14 protein-coding genes are annotated in these 16,506 nt (G+C 40.8%); 9 read left to right on the forward strand and 5 right to left on the reverse strand.

The genetic code is table 11. From position 1 onward, the window contains the following. Positions 1-31 precede the first annotated feature (31 nt). Positions 32-2,488, reverse strand: a complete 2,457-nt coding sequence (gene fadE / locus GDK41_RS05080) for an acyl-CoA dehydrogenase FadE (RefSeq protein ID WP_152085392.1) — start codon at positions 2,486-2,488, stop codon at positions 32-34. 280 nt (positions 2,489-2,768) lie between these two features. Here fadE and GDK41_RS05085 point away from each other — a divergent pair, with 280 nt between their 5' ends. The 4 genes from GDK41_RS05085 to GDK41_RS05105 all read left to right on the forward strand — a co-directional run bounded on the left by GDK41_RS05085 (position 2,769) and on the right by GDK41_RS05105 (position 9,693). Continuing rightward, entirely contained in the window at positions 2,769-3,074 is a 306-nt protein-coding gene (locus GDK41_RS05085; protein WP_152085393.1) for a DUF6419 family natural product biosynthesis protein, read from the forward strand. 91 nt (positions 3,075-3,165) lie between these two features. Beyond that, positions 3,166-4,299 (forward strand): 4-phosphoerythronate dehydrogenase, encoded by a 1,134-nt coding sequence (locus tag GDK41_RS05090; protein WP_152085394.1) that lies wholly within the window; start codon positions 3,166-3,168, stop codon positions 4,297-4,299. Between the two features lies 1 nt (position 4,300). Continuing rightward, entirely contained in the window at positions 4,301-5,317 is a 1,017-nt protein-coding gene (locus GDK41_RS05095) for an aspartate-semialdehyde dehydrogenase (protein WP_152085395.1), read from the forward strand. A 278-nt stretch (positions 5,318-5,595) separates the two neighbouring features. Continuing rightward, complete coding sequence (locus GDK41_RS05105) at positions 5,596-9,693, forward strand: FimV/HubP family polar landmark protein (protein ID WP_152085397.1); 4,098 nt, start codon at positions 5,596-5,598, stop codon at positions 9,691-9,693. A 406-nt stretch (positions 9,694-10,099) separates the two neighbouring features. Here the strand turns inward: GDK41_RS05105 and GDK41_RS05110 are convergent, their stop codons facing one another. Further along, positions 10,100-10,429, reverse strand: coding sequence for a stress response translation initiation inhibitor YciH (locus tag GDK41_RS05110; RefSeq protein WP_152085398.1), 330 nt, complete (start codon positions 10,427-10,429; stop codon positions 10,100-10,102). A gap of 223 nt (positions 10,430-10,652) precedes the next feature. Here GDK41_RS05110 and GDK41_RS05115 point away from each other — a divergent pair, with 223 nt between their 5' ends. The 4 genes from GDK41_RS05115 to GDK41_RS05130 all read left to right on the forward strand — a co-directional run bounded on the left by GDK41_RS05115 (position 10,653) and on the right by GDK41_RS05130 (position 14,671). Beyond that, on the forward strand, positions 10,653-10,958 hold the full coding sequence (locus GDK41_RS05115; RefSeq protein ID WP_152085399.1) for an STAS domain-containing protein: 306 nt from the start codon (positions 10,653-10,655) through the stop codon (positions 10,956-10,958). Positions 10,959-10,984: 26 nt separating this feature from the next. Beyond that, positions 10,985-12,631, forward strand: coding sequence for a fused response regulator/phosphatase (locus GDK41_RS05120; RefSeq protein WP_152085400.1), 1,647 nt, complete (start codon positions 10,985-10,987; stop codon positions 12,629-12,631). Between the two features lie 61 nt (positions 12,632-12,692). Further along, positions 12,693-13,358, forward strand: a complete 666-nt coding sequence (locus GDK41_RS05125; protein WP_152085401.1) for a GAF domain-containing protein — start codon at positions 12,693-12,695, stop codon at positions 13,356-13,358. 122 nt (positions 13,359-13,480) lie between these two features. Continuing rightward, the gene (locus tag GDK41_RS05130; protein ID WP_152085402.1) at positions 13,481-14,671 is read left to right on the forward strand and encodes an amino acid aminotransferase; all 1,191 of its coding nucleotides are present in this window, start codon (positions 13,481-13,483) and stop codon (positions 14,669-14,671) included. A gap of 55 nt (positions 14,672-14,726) precedes the next feature. Here the strand turns inward: GDK41_RS05130 and GDK41_RS05135 are convergent, their stop codons facing one another. Then, positions 14,727-15,035, reverse strand: a complete 309-nt coding sequence (locus tag GDK41_RS05135; RefSeq protein WP_152085403.1) for a YebG family protein — start codon at positions 15,033-15,035, stop codon at positions 14,727-14,729. A 238-nt stretch (positions 15,036-15,273) separates the two neighbouring features. On the opposite strand from GDK41_RS05135, the gene GDK41_RS05140 reads away from it, so the two are divergent. Continuing rightward, entirely contained in the window at positions 15,274-15,582 is a 309-nt protein-coding gene (locus GDK41_RS05140; RefSeq protein WP_232056527.1) for a ComEA family DNA-binding protein, read from the forward strand. Positions 15,583-15,606: 24 nt separating this feature from the next. Here the strand turns inward: GDK41_RS05140 and GDK41_RS05145 are convergent, their stop codons facing one another. Further along, positions 15,607-15,909: a DUF6170 family protein gene (locus GDK41_RS05145; protein ID WP_152085404.1), complete on the reverse strand. Its 303-nt coding sequence runs from the start codon at positions 15,907-15,909 to the stop codon at positions 15,607-15,609. Continuing rightward, complete coding sequence (gene dsbB, locus GDK41_RS05150; RefSeq protein WP_152085405.1) at positions 15,906-16,421, reverse strand: disulfide bond formation protein DsbB; 516 nt, start codon at positions 16,419-16,421, stop codon at positions 15,906-15,908. Before dsbB ends, GDK41_RS05145 begins: the two co-directional genes overlap by 4 nt. Positions 16,422-16,506: the final 85 nt, after the last annotated feature.

Genomic DNA, 16,506 nt, shown 5'->3' on the forward strand with positions numbered 1-16,506 from the left:
GCTTTGATTCATTTTAACGAATGTAAGGGAATTAAGCGGCGCTTGCGCCTTTTGCACCTTGCGATTTAGCAGCTTGACCTGCCATAAGCTCGCTTGGGTCAAAATCATCAACATTAATCACAGCCAAACGCTTTGCTTCAACTGCGCTGAGTTTTGCAGCTTCATCCTCGTTTAGGATCCCAGCCTCTAAGCCCATTTGAGCAACTTTATCTAGTTGCATAAATGGTAGTTTCTGACCTTTGCTACGACACACTTTATCAAACAATGGCTCGGCCTCGAGAATATCTCGCAATGTTTGCTCTTGCTTACCTAAAATGTTTAAAGGCTCATCTTTTAGATAAATATGTGCAGCTAACCTCTCACGAGAGTCATTTGGTGTTTGCAGTAATTGTGCAATTTTGTGCTCAAGCTTATCTGTTGGTTTGCGAACAGGGCGGCCAAACGGGAATAGCAAGACTTTGAGCATGCCTCTAAGTACTGCAGATGGCATGTTGTTTATTAAGTCTGCCAATGCGCGCTGACAAAGGTATAAGTGTTCCTGACAGCTCCATTGTACAAATGGTAAATCTTCTTTTTTACGACCTTCATCGTTATATCGCTTGAGTGTCGCAGAAACCAAATATAGATAACTTAACAAATCACCTAAGCGAGCAGAGATCCGTTCTTTGCGTTTTAAGGAGCCACCAAACACAGCCATACAAATGTCAGACATGAGCGCTAATGAGGCACTGTAGCGGCTCGCGTTTCGATAAAATACGGCTGTTTCATCGTTGTAAGGCACTTTTGTAAAACGAGCGCCCGTTAGCGCAAGCCATTTGGTTCTAACTAGGTTTGAAATCGTGAACCCTATGTGTCCCATTAATGATGTGTCAAAACTTTCCAGTGCAGCTTGCTTATCTTCCATGCCGACCGCATTAAGTTCAGCAAGAACAAATGGATGACAGCGAATTGCACCTTGACCATAAATGATCATGTTACGAGTAAGAATATTTGCACCTTCAACAGTGATAGCGATAGGGGCACCTTGATAGCCACGGCCTAGGTAGTTGTTTGGACCCAAGCATATGCCTTTCCCGCCATGAATATCCATGGCGTGCATAGTTGAAGTACGCATTTGTTCAGTAAGGTGATATTTTAAAATCGCTGATACAACTGATGGTTTCTCACCTGCATCCACGGCTCCAGTGGACATGCTTACTGCCGCATCGGTGCTATATGCATAACCGCCGAGTTTCGCTAGCGATTCTTCAATGCCTTCCATTTTACCAATAGGTAACTTGAACTGACGACGTATACGGCTATATGCGCCACTCGCTAAGGCCAGTGACTTAATACCACCGGTTGAATTTGAAGGTAGCGTGATAACACGACCTACAGACAAGCACTCAACTAGCATACGCCAACCTTGCCCCGCCATTTTTGGACCACCTATGATGTAGTCAATAGGTACAAAAATGTCGTCTCCTTGGGTAGGGCCATTTTGAAATGGCACATTTAATGGGAAGTGGCGACGACCAATTTTAACACCAGGTGTGTTGGTCGGGATCAGGGCACAGGTAATGCCTGGCTCTTTATTATCACCCAGTAATCCATCAGGATCTCGAAGTTTGAAAGCTAATCCAAGTACTGTGGCAACAGGTGCAAGCGTAATATAGCGCTTGTTCCAAGTTAGTCGTATACCGAGCGTTTCTTTGCCTTCCCATTCGCCTTTACAAACAATACCGAAGTCAGGTATTGCTGAAGCGTCTGAACCAGCCTCTGGTGAGGTGAGTGCAAAACATGGAATTTCTTGGCCTTTTGCAAGTCGAGGAAGATAGTGGTCTTTTTGTTCCTGCGTTCCATAATGCTGTAATAATTCACCTGGGCCTAATGAATTTGGTACGCCGACAATTGAAGAAAGCAAAGTTGATTTACTTGTCAACTTTTGAAGCACACAAGACTGAGCGTAAGCAGAAAATTCTAAACCGCCATATTGTTTTTTAATGATCATGGCAAAGAACTTATTGTCTTTTAAATACTGCCATACATCTTCGGGTAGGTCGGTCAGCTCATGGGTTGCTTTCCAATCATCTAACATGGCACACACTTCTTCAACAGGGCCATCTAAGAATGCTTGTTCTTCAATTGTCAGTTTTGACTGTGGGTACTGATGAAGCTTTTTCCAGTCAGGGTTACCACAAAATAGGTCAGCTTCCCACCAAGTTGTACCAGCGTCAATTGCTGACTTTTCGGTATCAGACATGGTTGGGGTAACTTTTTTAAAGGCTTTAAACAAAGGCGCAACAATATACTGTTGACGAATATTGGTTAAAGATAGCGGTACTACAATGGCTAGAAAAACCAGCCATGAAAGTGCTCCAAATGCACCAAAAAAGGTGCCAATTAGAAGTGTAATAGCAGCAACGCCCACTGAGGCGTTCCAGCTGGCTCTGTGATAGCTTGCTAAACTAAGTAGTGCTATCAAAGCGATTGTAAATAAGAGTGTCATGTTGTTCTTCCTTATAAGAGGTCTGACCACCTTGGTTAGACTAGCCTTTAAGGCAAATCATTTCAAGAGAAAAACGCTTCTATTACTGTAGTAAAAGCGAGTGAATTTGGTTGAACGAACGTAAGAATAGTTTTAGGTCAGAAAATTCGCATTGTAGCGACTAATTGCCATTATGTTTTTTTAATGTAAATAAGGTGAAAGTGAACTTTGTGATTTGGTTGCAATTCATCAAAGAGTGCCTATTGTTTTAGAGGGATTTTACTTAAGGAAGGAACCTTAAATGATTAGTTCAATTATTATGCTCAGTATTTCACTATTTGCGACTTGGATGTCTGTTCATCTTTATACTCCTGCAATCTTTTTTAATTTGTTTTGTTTCTTAATAAGCGCTTGGTATGGATACCATGGTCACTTACATATGGCACTTATACTTGCATTTTTTAATGTGATAGCAGTGCTAATGAGCCCTATTTTAGTTTTGCCGGATCAGAAAACGACAACTTTAACCGTTTTATTGTTACTTATGGCCATGTTTGCTGGCATTGGGGTGGGGGTTCATAAGTTAAAAACTAAAGTGCAACCATAATAACTCACTGAGCTAGAATATCTGGTCAAACTCGCATTTTACTGTTGCTTGGGTATACAATATCGGTCCCGAGCACAGTATGGAACAGTAAATGAAGATCCTTGCAGACCAAAATATGCCTTTAGTAGAAGAGTTTTTTTCTGATTTAGGTGAAGTAAGGCGTTTTGATGGTCGCAATTTAAAGGCATCATCATTAAAAGATGTAGATGTGTTACTTATTCGTTCAGTAACAAAAGTAAACGAGGAACTACTTGCGGATGCTAATCAGCTCAAGTTTGTGGGAACAGCAACGATTGGTGTCGATCATGTTGATACACAACTTTTAGCGCAGCGAGATGTCGCTTTTACAAATGCACCAGGGTGCAATGCCATTGCTGTGGCAGAATATGTGATTAGTGCGCTCTATGCCTATGCACAAGAAACTAACACGTGTTTGCAAGGCAAGTCATTGGGTATTGTTGGTGTTGGAAATATCGGTAAATGTTTGCAAGAAAAACTGGCAGGCACCGGTATCAAATTACTGCTATGCGATCCACTTAGATATGAACAGGGTGAGTTGGATGAGCATATAGATATTGATACGGTACTGAGCCAAGCTGATATATTGAGTTTTCATGTCCCTCTAATTAAAGAGGGAGAGCATAAAACATATCATTTGTTGGATGAAAGTCGCTTAAAACAACTCAAAGATGATACTTTGATTATTAATGCCAGCCGTGGTGATGTGATAGACAACTCTGCTTTACTTAAATGCTTACAAAGCGGTCAGCGTTTTGAGCTAGTGCTTGATGTATGGGAAAATGAGCCAAATATCCTAACAGAGTTATTGCCATACACTCGATTTGCCAGCGTCCACATCGCGGGACATAGTTTGGAAGGAAAAGCACGTGGAACGCAAATGCTGTATGATGGTTTGTGCGCGCTTTTAGGTAAGCCAGCAAATAAATCGTTAGAAGCATTTTTGCCCGTACCTGCACTGACTAAATGCAGAACTGAAAAAACGCTCACTGAGCAAGATTTAGGGCGTTTAGTGCATTTAGTTTATGATATTCGTAGAGACGATGGTCTGATGCGAACCAATTTGGCCAGTTATGGCTTTGATAACTTACGTAAAAATTACCCTCCTAGGCGCGAGTTTAGTACGCTAAAGATAGAAAACATGAGTGATTACGGGGATATGCTTGCTACGTTAGGTTTTAATGTAATTGAAAACAATGAGGATTGATATGTCGCAAAAGTTCAATGTGGCGGTATTGGGTGCTACTGGTTTAGTTGGTCGTCAAATTATAGAAACACTCGAAGAAAGAAAGTTTCCAGTAGATCAACTGTTCGCATTGGCCAGTAGTCGAAGTGCTGGTGAAGAAATCGATTTTCGTGGTGAAAAAATTGAAGTACTTGATGTAGAACAATTTGATTTTTCACAAGCACATATCGGCTTGTTCTCTGCCGGTGGCAGTGTGTCGCAAAAGTATGCGCCAATTGCTGCAGACGCTGGATGTGTTGTGATTGATAATACGTCACACTTTAGATACGATTTTGACGTACCACTGGTAGTTCCTGAAGTAAACGCAGCTAGCTTAGCTGATTTTCGCAACAGAAATATAATAGCCAACCCAAATTGTTCTACCATTCAAATGTTAGTGGCTTTGAAGCCAATATATGATGCGTATGGTATTGAGCGTATTAATGTGTCTACATACCAAGCTGTGTCTGGTGCTGGCAAAGAAGCTGTTGACGAATTGGCCAAGCAAACAGCAAACTTGATGAATGCTCGTCCAGTTGATAGTCAAATATTCACCAAGCAAATAGCTTTTAATGTCATTCCTCAAATTGATGCATTTCAAGAAAATGGTTATACCAAAGAAGAAATGAAAATGGTTTGGGAGACCCAAAAAATTCTAGGTGACAGTACCGTGATGGTGAACCCAACAGCTGTTAGGGTTCCTGTGTTTTTTGGTCATGCAGAAGCGGTGCACTTAGAAACGCGTATGCCTTATGATTTTGAGCATATAAAGCAGTTATTGAGTGAAGCGCCAGGTGTAGAATTAATCGAAGATGAACAGGATTATCCAACACCAGTCAGTGATGCAAGTGGTAATGATACGGTTTATGTTGGTCGCCTGCGCCAAGATATTTCTCACCCTATGGGGCTAAACTTATGGATTGTATCAGATAATACTCGTAAAGGCGCTGCCACTAATAGTGTGCAAATTGCAGAAGAGCTGGTTGCTAACTACTTATAAATCGGTTATTCAAAGTGCTGCCAAGTGGCAGCACTTTGCCTCTATCACCCTTAACAAAAGTAATAATGTCAAAAGCTTGACTCCTCAGATGGCTTAAAACGATAAATTTATCATCATAAATCATTATAAGCATGTTAATTTTCAATGCGTTGCAATGGATATTCCTAGGTAACTGGTTTATAGTTTGAACTTGGAATAGAGCTTGCAGTAGCAATCATTAGCAACATTTTGATGTTTAGCAAATAAGTAATGTTGAACATAGTACTGAAAGGACCAACATGCGCGGTTTTGTCGTTTTTTGTATCTTTGTCTTCACATTGATCACTCTGCCTGTCAATAGTTTAGAAGAGCCTCAAATAAAAGGCCCTAAAGGTGTTGACTATGGGCAGCAAGGTCGGTCAATTGGGCCAATAAAACCTTCCGATACCCTGTGGCGTATCGCTCAAAAAGTCAGACCTGATGATTCAGTCACCATTTATCAGGTGATGAGTGCGCTTTATAAAAAAAATCCACAGGCATTTTTAGATCAAAATCTTAACCATATGCGTGATGGTGCCTATTTAAAAATTCCAACAATGGGTGAAATACGCAAAGAGAATCCTACTTTAGCAAGACAACGCTCGGATCAGGATGATGAATTATGGGAGCTTAAAAAAAGTGGCCTGCTTGATAATCAAACTATCGAAGAGGCCCAGAAAAAAGTAACGCAAGCTCGCAAAATCGACGTAGAAGAAGCGCAAGATGCACTAACAAAGCAACTGAAGTCAATCCAGCTGGAGCAAGACTCTAGACTTATGGATCTGCAATCTCAGTTCCGTAATTCGGTTAAAAATGTGGAAGAGATTTTAATTGAAAACGATAAGCTGAAAAAACAGTTAGGTAGCATTTCAGAAGAGCTGCAAAATGTTCGCGAGCAGCTTGGCAAAGACAGTGAAATTCAGCAACAGCTCCAGTCAGTGATTAACTTACAAACAGCCCTGATAGAAAGACAAGCGTTACAAAAACAAGAAGCGCAAAGCAGTTTTGATTTCGGCTCAGCATTGAGTAATCCAATTGTATTGGCATTGCTGGCTACTTTGCCGGCGCTGTTGGCGATTGGTGGTGGGTTCTTCTTTTTAAGAAAACGTAAGCAAGAGCAACAAGGCGGAAATGATGAAGATGATTTTTTGCCGCAATCACCTTCCGCGAGTGATCCTTTAGATTTGGGTATGCCTTCGGAAGCGCCTGCTAGCATGCCAACATCAATGGAAGAATCTGACGATGGAGATAGCGTTCAGTTGGATGTAGATGACGATATTCTACCTGAAGATGACGACATTATGTTTGACACTTTAGATGAAGATACGTTTGAAGAGGGAGCTAGTGAGTTAGATCAGGATGAGTTAGATAGTCTTTTAAACGAAGATATTGTTTTCGATGATGAAACAGATGACAGTGATGTATCCGAAGACTTAGATGACTTTTTACAGCAAAACTTCGATGAGCAAGATTCCGAGGATGGCGATGAAGTTTCTTTGGACTTGGACGGTGACCCCGACGATTTATTGAGCTCTTCAGACATAGATAACATGCTTGGAGAAGACGCAGACTTGAGTGAAGAAGAGCTGGACGTGAGTGATGACGCTCTTGCAGCTTTAAGCGAAGAGCTAGCTGATGGTCAACAAGAAGATGACATAGATATCGATGCGATAGTCGATGGTAGTAACGACACGCAAGATGATGATGATTTTGATATCGATGATTTAATTGATGAAGCATCAGAGCAAGGCTCAGACCATGATGATATTGATAGCCTGCTAGGTGAGCAACAAGATGAAGAAGTAGATGACTTTGATCTTGATGACTTAATTGATGAACCATCAGAGCAAGAGTCTGAAAGCGAACTTAATATTGAGGTAAATGAAACCCAAACCAGTGATGGTGACGCACAAGTTGATGACGGCGAAGCGCCAACTGAAGAAACCTCCATCGAAGACCAGTTCGAGGCTGAGCCTGAGTTGGGTGAAATAGATGATTTACTCGATGACGCGCAGGCTGATGGCGACGAAGCACCAACAGAAGAAACTTCCAACGAAGACCTGCTCGACGCAGAGCCTGAGTTGGATGAAATAGATGATCTACTTGATGACGCGCAGGTTGATAGCGAAGCAGCTATTGAAGAAATCGCGGGCGAAGATCAGCTCGATGCAGAGCCTGAGTTAGATGAAGCAGATGAGTTACTCGATGATGCGCAAGCGACTGATAGCGAAGCAGCTATTGAAGAAATCTCGGGCGAAGATCAGTCTGATTCTGAGCATGAGTTAGATGAAGTAGATGAGCTTACCGATGATGCGCAAACGGATGATGGCGAAACGGCTATTGAAGAAAGCACTGATGCAGACCAGCTAGACGCAGAGCCTGAGTTAGATGAAGTAGATGAGCTACTTGATGATGCGCAAACGGATGATAGCGAAGCCCAAGATAATGGCGATGCGTTAGAAGAGGAGCTTGATGTTGAACCGCAGACGCAAGCTAAAAGCCAGTTTGATGTATCACTTGATGATATTGATGACGGAGTTGACTTATCAGAGCATAAAAAAGATAACGATCTTGATATGTCTCAATTGCAAAGCGTGGATGACTTGCTCAATGAGCTAGACGATGAAGAGCTTGACGAGTGGGACAGCGATCAAGAGCAACAAGATGAAATTGCATTAGGAGATGATCCGTTAGCTGACGACGTAGATCTTCTGGACGAGAGTTATGATGATGAGCTCGAAGATCTAGTTGAGCCTAGTATTGAGTTAGATAGTTATCCTGAGCTTGAGTTAGACGATACGAATAATGAGCCTGCGATTAGTAAAACAGAGCAGGAGTTGACAGACGCATTAGCTGAGCCTTCTGAAAAAGAGTTCGACCAATTTGAAGATGATGATTTAGAGTCTTTGGCTGAACTTGACGAATCAACAGCCGAGGCTAATGAAGAGCCTGCGCTGACTGATGACTTAGAAGATGACTTAGACGAAGCACTGCAAGAACAAACAGGCAGTGATGAGCACGCTGCCGAGGAAGCCATCGATGAAGAGCCCACGCTGACTGATGATTTAGAAGATGACTTAGAAGAATCAGTGCAAGAACAAACAGGCAGTGATGAGGACGAGTCCGAAGAAGCGTCTGATCTCGAATCACTAGATGAGTTTGATGAACGCGCTGCCGAGGAAGTCATCGATGAAGAGCTCGCGCTGACTGATGATTTAGAAGATGACTTAGACGAATCAGTGCAAGAACAATCCGGTAGTGATGAGGACGACTCAGAAGAGGCGTTTGATCTCGAATCACTAGGTGAGTTTGATGAACACGCTGCCGAGGAAGCCATCGATGAAGAGCCCGCGCTGACTGATGATTTAGAAGATGACTTAAATGAATCAGTGCAAGAACAAACAGGTAGTGATGAGGACGACTCAGAAGAAGCGCTTGATCTCGAATCACTAGGTGAGTTTGATGAACGCACTGCCGAGGAAGCCATCGATGAAGAGCTCACGCTGACTGATGATTTAGAAGGTGACCTAGAAAAATCAGTGCAAGAACAAGCAGGTAGTGATGAAGGTGAGTCAGAAGAAGCGCTTGATCTCGAAGCTTTAGGTGAGTTTGATGAACACGCTGCTGAGGAAGCCATTGAGGAAGAGCCAGCGCTGACTGATGACATAGAAGATGACTTAGACGAATCACAGCAAGAACAAACAGGCAGTGATGAGGACGAGTCCGAAGAAGCGCTTGACCTAGATTCATTACCTGAGTTTGAATTAGCGAGTGAGGATGATGAGTCTCAGCTACCAGTAACTGACATAGATGAACTTAGTGATGATACGCCACCGAGTGATGTATCTATTGATGAAGCGGCAATTGAAAATGAATTTATGTCTGATCTTACACAGTCGGATTTTGATTCATTGCTCAATGAACTGGCAGAACCAGAACCAATAGAAGCAAATGAACTCAGCGAGGTAGATGTTGACTTTGACTCGCTACTTTCAGAAGAAGAAATTGATGAGAGTTTAGTTGCAGAAGAACTTGAAGACAATGAAGCTCAATTTGTTGATATTGATGACTTGTTGGCGCAAAGCGAAGATTTAGATCAAGATGAAGAGCCATATGTAGATCCAAATATGGATGTTGGGTTAAAAGATTTTGACGACTTGTTAGCTGGCGAAAATGTGACAGATGTTGATTTAGAAGAACAAGGATACTCAGCGAAACTAGACTTAGCTAGAGCTTACATAGAAATCGAAGATTACGATTCTGCAAATGATGTGATTGAAGATGTGCTAAGTAATGGTCCAGATGGTGTTCAACAAGAAGCTAACGCGCTCAAGGCGCAGCTTAAAGGGCAGGGTTAGAAGTATACCTGCTCTTAGGCTATAGGTAATCGTTTTGAGCGGCTAAACCGACCGCGAGTCGCTCTTAAGCTTCTGACTTAGAACAACTAAATGTTGAGGTTTTGCTTTGCTTTGCTGTTGGTGTGGCTTTCTCGTCTTAAAATTGGCTACCCAATTTGCGAATAAGAGAAGCTCATCAGTGTTCTTATCGTTTTGGCTGCACCACTAAAAACTAATTCGCTGATGTAATTTCAGTCTGTACATACCGGTAAGTATAATAGTGGCAACTAAATACAATGCGCTCAAAACAGTGAGCGCCTTGTATTTAAATAGAAATTTCAGTGCTTGATTTTTCAAGTTTAGGCTAACACAGGGTTCTAACTCTATTGAAAGTGCTAGTTCTTACCGAATATATTGAAAAGTATTGTTATCCACCTGCAATTTTTACTTTGAACTTTAAGGCTTCTAAAATAAGCTTTAATTTGTCTCTGTCATCGCCTTGAATTTCAATAATACCTTCTTTTACTGCGCCGCCTTGGCCCATCTTGCTTTTTAGAGTTTTAGCAAGCTTTTTCAAATCATGCTGTTTGGGATCAATACCTACAACGAGCATGACACCTTTGCCTTTTCTGCCTTTAGTTTGTCTTTCAATTCTGATGTGGCCATCTTTAAAAGTTTTGCCTGCTATTTCTGCTTTAGGCTCTTTAGTGTCAATTCTTCCAAATTCGGTCGAATAAACTAAACGATTATCAGACATTTTTGTCACCATAATATATGTTTAATACCGCGATTATAACATTTTTGTAATGGAGGCTTGTAGCCTTTGTTTAAATTGTAATGTATCTAATCGAAATTAAATAATTAACCTCAGCTGAGGTTAATTAGCTAATAGTCAGTTTAATTTCTGGCTAAACTTAACAAAGCAGTTATATTTAAAGCAGTGTGTTGATAACAAATTCAAACCATATTAGGAGCTTAACATGAGTTTGAGCAAAGATACGTCAGCTGACGGAAAGACTCTAACAATTCAGATTAGAGGTAAATTTGATTTTAACTTGGTACAATCTTTTCGTCAGGCTTATGCGGATATAGACCCACAAACGCAAAAAGTGGTTGTTGATTTGAGAGAAACTGACTACATGGATAGTTCAGCTTTGGGTATGCTACTCAATATGAAGAAAACACTTGCCGAGAGCGTAGCTACAATTCAAATAGCAAATTGTCGACCTCAACTAAAAAAGATATTACAAATTTCCAGGTTTGACAAAAAATTTGATATTGATTAATCACTTAAACCACGGGACTATTAATTTTGCGTGTACTAGTTGTTGATGATCAGCCTCTTAATTGTATTTTGCTTAAAACTATGTTGGAACAGCAAAAATATGACGTCGCGATTGCCAATAATGGAGCACAAGCCATAGAGGTATTGCGAAGCAGTGATATAGACATTGTCTTGCTTGACGTAATTATGCCCGTTATGGATGGGTTTGAGGCAGCTCCAAAAATTAAAGAATTAGCTGGAGATGTTTACTTACCTGTTATTTTTATAACCACATTAGAAGATCGTAACAGCTTTGAAAAGTGTTTAGCGGTTGGCGGTGATGACTTCATTCATAAGCCTTTTGATAAAGTCATTTTGTCAGCCAAAATTAAGGCGCATGCTCGTACGCGAAGGTTGAGTCAAGAAGCGAATCAACAAAAAAAACAGTTGGAATACCATTACAATCAAATAGAGCGCGAGCATGAGATAGTTGAGCATATTTTTAGCAATGCGTTAGATCAATCATCAAAATATAACCAATACTGCGATTACCACTTGTCACCCGCATCGATGTTTAACGGTGATATGTTTCTAATGGGTAAAAGCCCTATGGGTGGGTTTTATTGCCTGCTTGGGGATTTTACGGGGCATGGACTTGCTGCGGCTGTCGGCGCATTACCTGCGTCTCGTATTTTTTATGCGATGGTAAGTAAAGGGATGGCTGTTAACGATATCGCTTTTGAGCTAAACCAGGTTTTAAGCTCTTTGTTACCGAGCAACATGTTTTGTGCAGCAGCAATAGTAGAGTTGAGTGAGTCTGGTAAGAGCCTTTCTGTTTGGATAGGGGGGATACCAGATCTGTACTTGATCGATGAACAAGGCAATGTAATTAAAACCCTTGAATCACAGCATATGGCTTTGGGTATCTTGGATAGTGATGAATTTGAACGTAACACGATTCATTTAGAAGTTGATGCGACCAAAAGGTTGGTGATGGCCACTGATGGTATTATTGAAACCGAGAATAACCAAGGAGAAATGTTTGGTGAAGAGCGTCTAAAGCATGCTTTAAAAAGCATGGTACATATTTCGACTGAGCAGATAGTTAACTACACACAACAATTCTCAGAACACAGTGCTCAGCAAGACGATTTAAGTGTGGCAATTATTAATTGCTTACCCAACAAAGCGATTTGTAAAGCCCCTATCGAATATTCGACATTACCTTTTGAGTTAACAGTTGACGTTGACCAAACCAATATTGTTAGCGCAGATCCTGTGCTCGAGTTAGTTGATACCTTGAGTAAAATTAAGGGAGTGGGAGAACATAGGTCAAATATATTTTTGTTGCTTTCTGAGGCATACAATAATGCGGTCGATCATGGTGTTTTGGGTTTAGATTCAAACATAAAAGATAGTGATGATGGCTTTTTGGAGTTTTATCAACAGCGAGCAGAAGCATTAACCAACCTTAAACATGCATCCGTTGTAGTACGTGTGCAGTACGCTCCCCAAACGCACTCTATTTCGTTTACTATTCGTGACTCCGGTAAAGGTTTTCGGCAAAAAACAAAATATGATGCTGATTTAAAACAAGAGCATGGCCGTGGCATTAGTCTACTACATGAAATAGCCCAGCAAATAAGGTTCAATAGCTCTGGTAATGAAGTCACAATTGTTTATTCATTACAGTAAATACTATTTTAAAAGATCTATTCACATGTTAGTCTATCCAAAAAGATGTTTGGATGGCTAGATGGTTTCTTTATACCTTTCTCGAACTGGATTGTCGGTAGACCCGCAAACAGTAGAACTTGCGCTTGGTAAACTTGATGAGTTTTTAAATGATGAACGTAACGCTCATGACGCGATATGGTCATACCTTATTCCTGAGCTTGGAGAAGGGGGGGCGTGTAGTCTATTTGGTCACCTTCAGGATGAACCTTTCCAGCTGAGCTCTTTTCTTGCATATAATGACCAATCAAATGGTGCTTTAAGCCGATTACAATCCATAGTCGCATTTGTAAAACAAGTTACTGATGTTGACTGGTTTGGCATTTATCAAACGAGACAAACAGCCCAAGGTCAGCAATTACTCAAGCTTGCTTATTGTGGGGCACCCAGTCGCCCATTATTTCCAATAAATGAACAGTTCGCAGCAACGAGTAACAATGTGCAAGTTGTGATGAGCGCTCAAGCACGAGTTATTAATGATGTGCAGGAGTATGTTGCTGGCGGTGGAGAGTATTATACTTGTGACCCAAAAGTGCAGTCTGAGAGTTGCTTACCATTGTTTGATAGCACAAACAACTGTATTGGTATTATCGATGCAGAAGTGTTTAGCAAAGATTTTTTTACACCGAATGTATTAGCTTTACTAATTGCGGTATGTATTAAAATCCCTCGATATCTACCTGAGTGATTACGCTCGTTTTGGCAAATATTTATGTTAATATGAGCCGAGTTTAAACCCCATAGTTCGACAATTTCTAGTGCATGAGCAGCATGACTATTGTTGATATAACATAAAATAAGAGATGACCCATGTTCAGTGAACTAAAACCACTACCTACAGATCCTATCCTTGGCTTAATGGCAGCTTATAAGCAAGATACAAACCCGAACAAAATTGATTTAGGTGTTGGGGTTTATAAAGACGAACAGGGTGATACACCTGTACTGCGTGCGGTGAAGCGAGCAGAAGCATTTCGACTAGAAAATGAGAAAACCAAGTCATACATTGGGTTGGCGGGTAACTTAGATTTTTGTCAGAAAATGGAGTCATTGCTACTTGGCGAGCACAGTGCTTTGTTGGCAAACCGGGTTCGTACTGCACAAACCCCAGGTGGCACTGGCGCTTTGCGTGTTGCTGCAGAGTTTATTAAGCGTTGTAACACGAATGCAACTGTGTGGGTAACTACACCAACTTGGGCTAACCATATTAGCTTATTTGAAGCAGCTGGCTTAAACGTTAAAGAGTACCCTTATTATGATTATGAGAATAAGGGGCTATTATTTGACGAAATGATTAATACGTTAAAGCAAGTGCCAAAAGGCGATGTTGTATTACTTCACGCATGTTGTCATAACCCAAGCGGTATGGACTTAAATGAGCAACAATGGAAAGTTGTAGCTGAACTTGCTAAAGAAGTCGGATTTACACCATTAGTCGATATTGCATATCAAGGTTTTGGAAGCAGTTTAGATGAAGATGCTAAAGGACTTCGTCTGCTGGCTGACAGTGTTGAAGAAATGCTTATTTGCTCGTCATGTTCTAAAAACTTTGGTTTATACCGCGAGCGCGTTGGTGCTTGCTCTTTGATAGCAAAAGATGCTGTGACGGCTGATATTTCAAATTCGGTATTGCTAAGTGTGGTGCGTAGTATCTACTCAATGCCACCTGCACACGGTGCAGATATCGTAAATACGATCCTGAGCAGTGATGAACTGACGCAAATGTGGCACGAAGAACTTGATGAAATGCGCACTCGTATTAACGGTTTACGCACTTTAATTAAAGATAGCTTAGCTGCTAAAGGTGTTGCTCAAGACTTCACTTTTATTGATCGCCAAAACGGCATGTTTTCGTTCTTAGGAATTAATAAAGAACAAATTGAGCGTTTACAAAAAGAGTATGCGATTTATATCGTTGGTTCTTCACGAGTGAATGTAGCTGGTGTGAGCCATGCTAACATTAACTACTTTGCAGATGCAGTCGCAGCTGTGTTGAAATAAGTAATAGTCATATTAAAAGCCGCAAAATGCGGCTTTTTTATTGTCATTTAAAAAGTTATGCTTCTTTTAGTTTCGCTACTTTATCTGTGTCAGCTGTGGGCTTCTCTTTTTTTACGGCTACCTGTTTTGCTGCTGGCTTAGCACCTTTTAAAACAGCTAAAAAGTCATCTTTTTGTTTTGCAATTTCTAGGGCCAAAGACTCAACTTGTTGTTCACTTAAAGGTACGTCCACTTTAGTGAGCATTTGTTCAAGAGACTCAGCTACATCTAACATTTTGTCGTATGCATCAGCCTCTTTTTTACTGGTAAAGGTCATGCGCTCGACTCCGTTTCTTTCAACCACATACTTAACAATAACAGCCATGATCACTCCTGCTAAACACTGTTTTTTTATACAGTAAATGTTTGTGTGGTATTATGCAAGCGTTAATTAATTACAATTCCATGAATTAGCATGTCCGAATGTAAAGCAATATAAATAGGGTTGCTGTGAAATCATCCTTGACAAACCTTGAATGGTTTTCTTTATTTAAAGTCCATTGTGATGAACTTAGAGCGTTACATTGGAATATTCAAAGGACGAAACTAGTTAAGGAACTACTATGATGCAAACAATTTTACTTGTTGTAACCCTTATTATTGGTGTTGGAATTAGCACTAATTCAGCCGCTCAAGAAGTTAAAGACACGGAGTCTTTTCACTTGGTAGAGCCAGCTTCACAAATAATCGATATAAACTCCGCTAATATTGAGCAGTTGATAACATTGCCTGGGGTTGGAGCGAAAAAGGCCCAAGCAATTATCGACTTTCGTGAAAAATATGGCAGATTTGATAGTTTGGATTCATTACAACAAGTTAAAGGGATAGGCGCTAATATTGCCGCTAAATTAGAGGGAAAAATACGTTTTTAAAAAACGAGGGGCCGTTTGGCCCCATTAAGTTTGGTCTGATTTGAATTGCTCGATTGCTTCTTCAAATTTTGTTTTTGCGAATGCTATTTCAATAGGTGTAGTCAATAAAGGGTAACTTAGCCCGGCGGCCAATAAAATGGGCAGTAAAGTCCAGCCCTCAAAATAGGCTAAGGCAATGAAAAAAGGAGTGAGTACACTTAACTTCGCAATGCGTAAGAGCACTTTCTTTGTGCTGGGTAATGTTTCTAAGGCAATTGCTAGTATTTGCTGTCTATCTCTGAGTTTATAGCCATCAAGCGCTTTTATTGTACTTAAACGCAAATTCATTTTGATTTCACCAACACGGTTGAGGCTATCACTACAATAAAGGCTAAACTGTAGAACCCAAATATTACTTCCATCCAACCTGGCATACTTAAGCCCATAAATGACCAATCAATATTGCCACAATCACCAGTTGCTGCAAAAAATGCCGGGAACCACTCATGCAATGGCATAAAAGCAGGGAAGTTCGGAACGATGTCACATGTGAAGGCGAAAGGATCCGTGGTGGTTTGCATATCAATGTGTTCACGAGCGATAAGCCACCCCCAGATACTACTGACTCCCCAAATCGCAAAACCAGCGCCTTTGCATAGCCAGTTTGATGGAGCGAAATATCCTACAATACCTGCTGCCAGCAACCCAAGCATGGCTGTACGTTGATATATGCACATAATGCATGGCTCTAACCCCATAACGTATTGAAAATATAGTGCTGTGACTTCAAATAATGCTGCGCTCAAAGCAAGTAAAGCCCATGCCTTTTTAGACGATGACAGGGTGCTAAGCCAATTCATATCAACTCCTCAATGTTATTTAGGTCGCTATTATGAGCCATAAATTATTTGAACTGCAACTAATCTCGTTACAGATAATGGCTTA

Origin of the sequence: Pseudoalteromonas sp. A25 (assembly GCF_009176705.1) — a bacterium.
Taxonomy (GTDB): Bacteria; Pseudomonadota; Gammaproteobacteria; order Enterobacterales; family Alteromonadaceae; genus Pseudoalteromonas.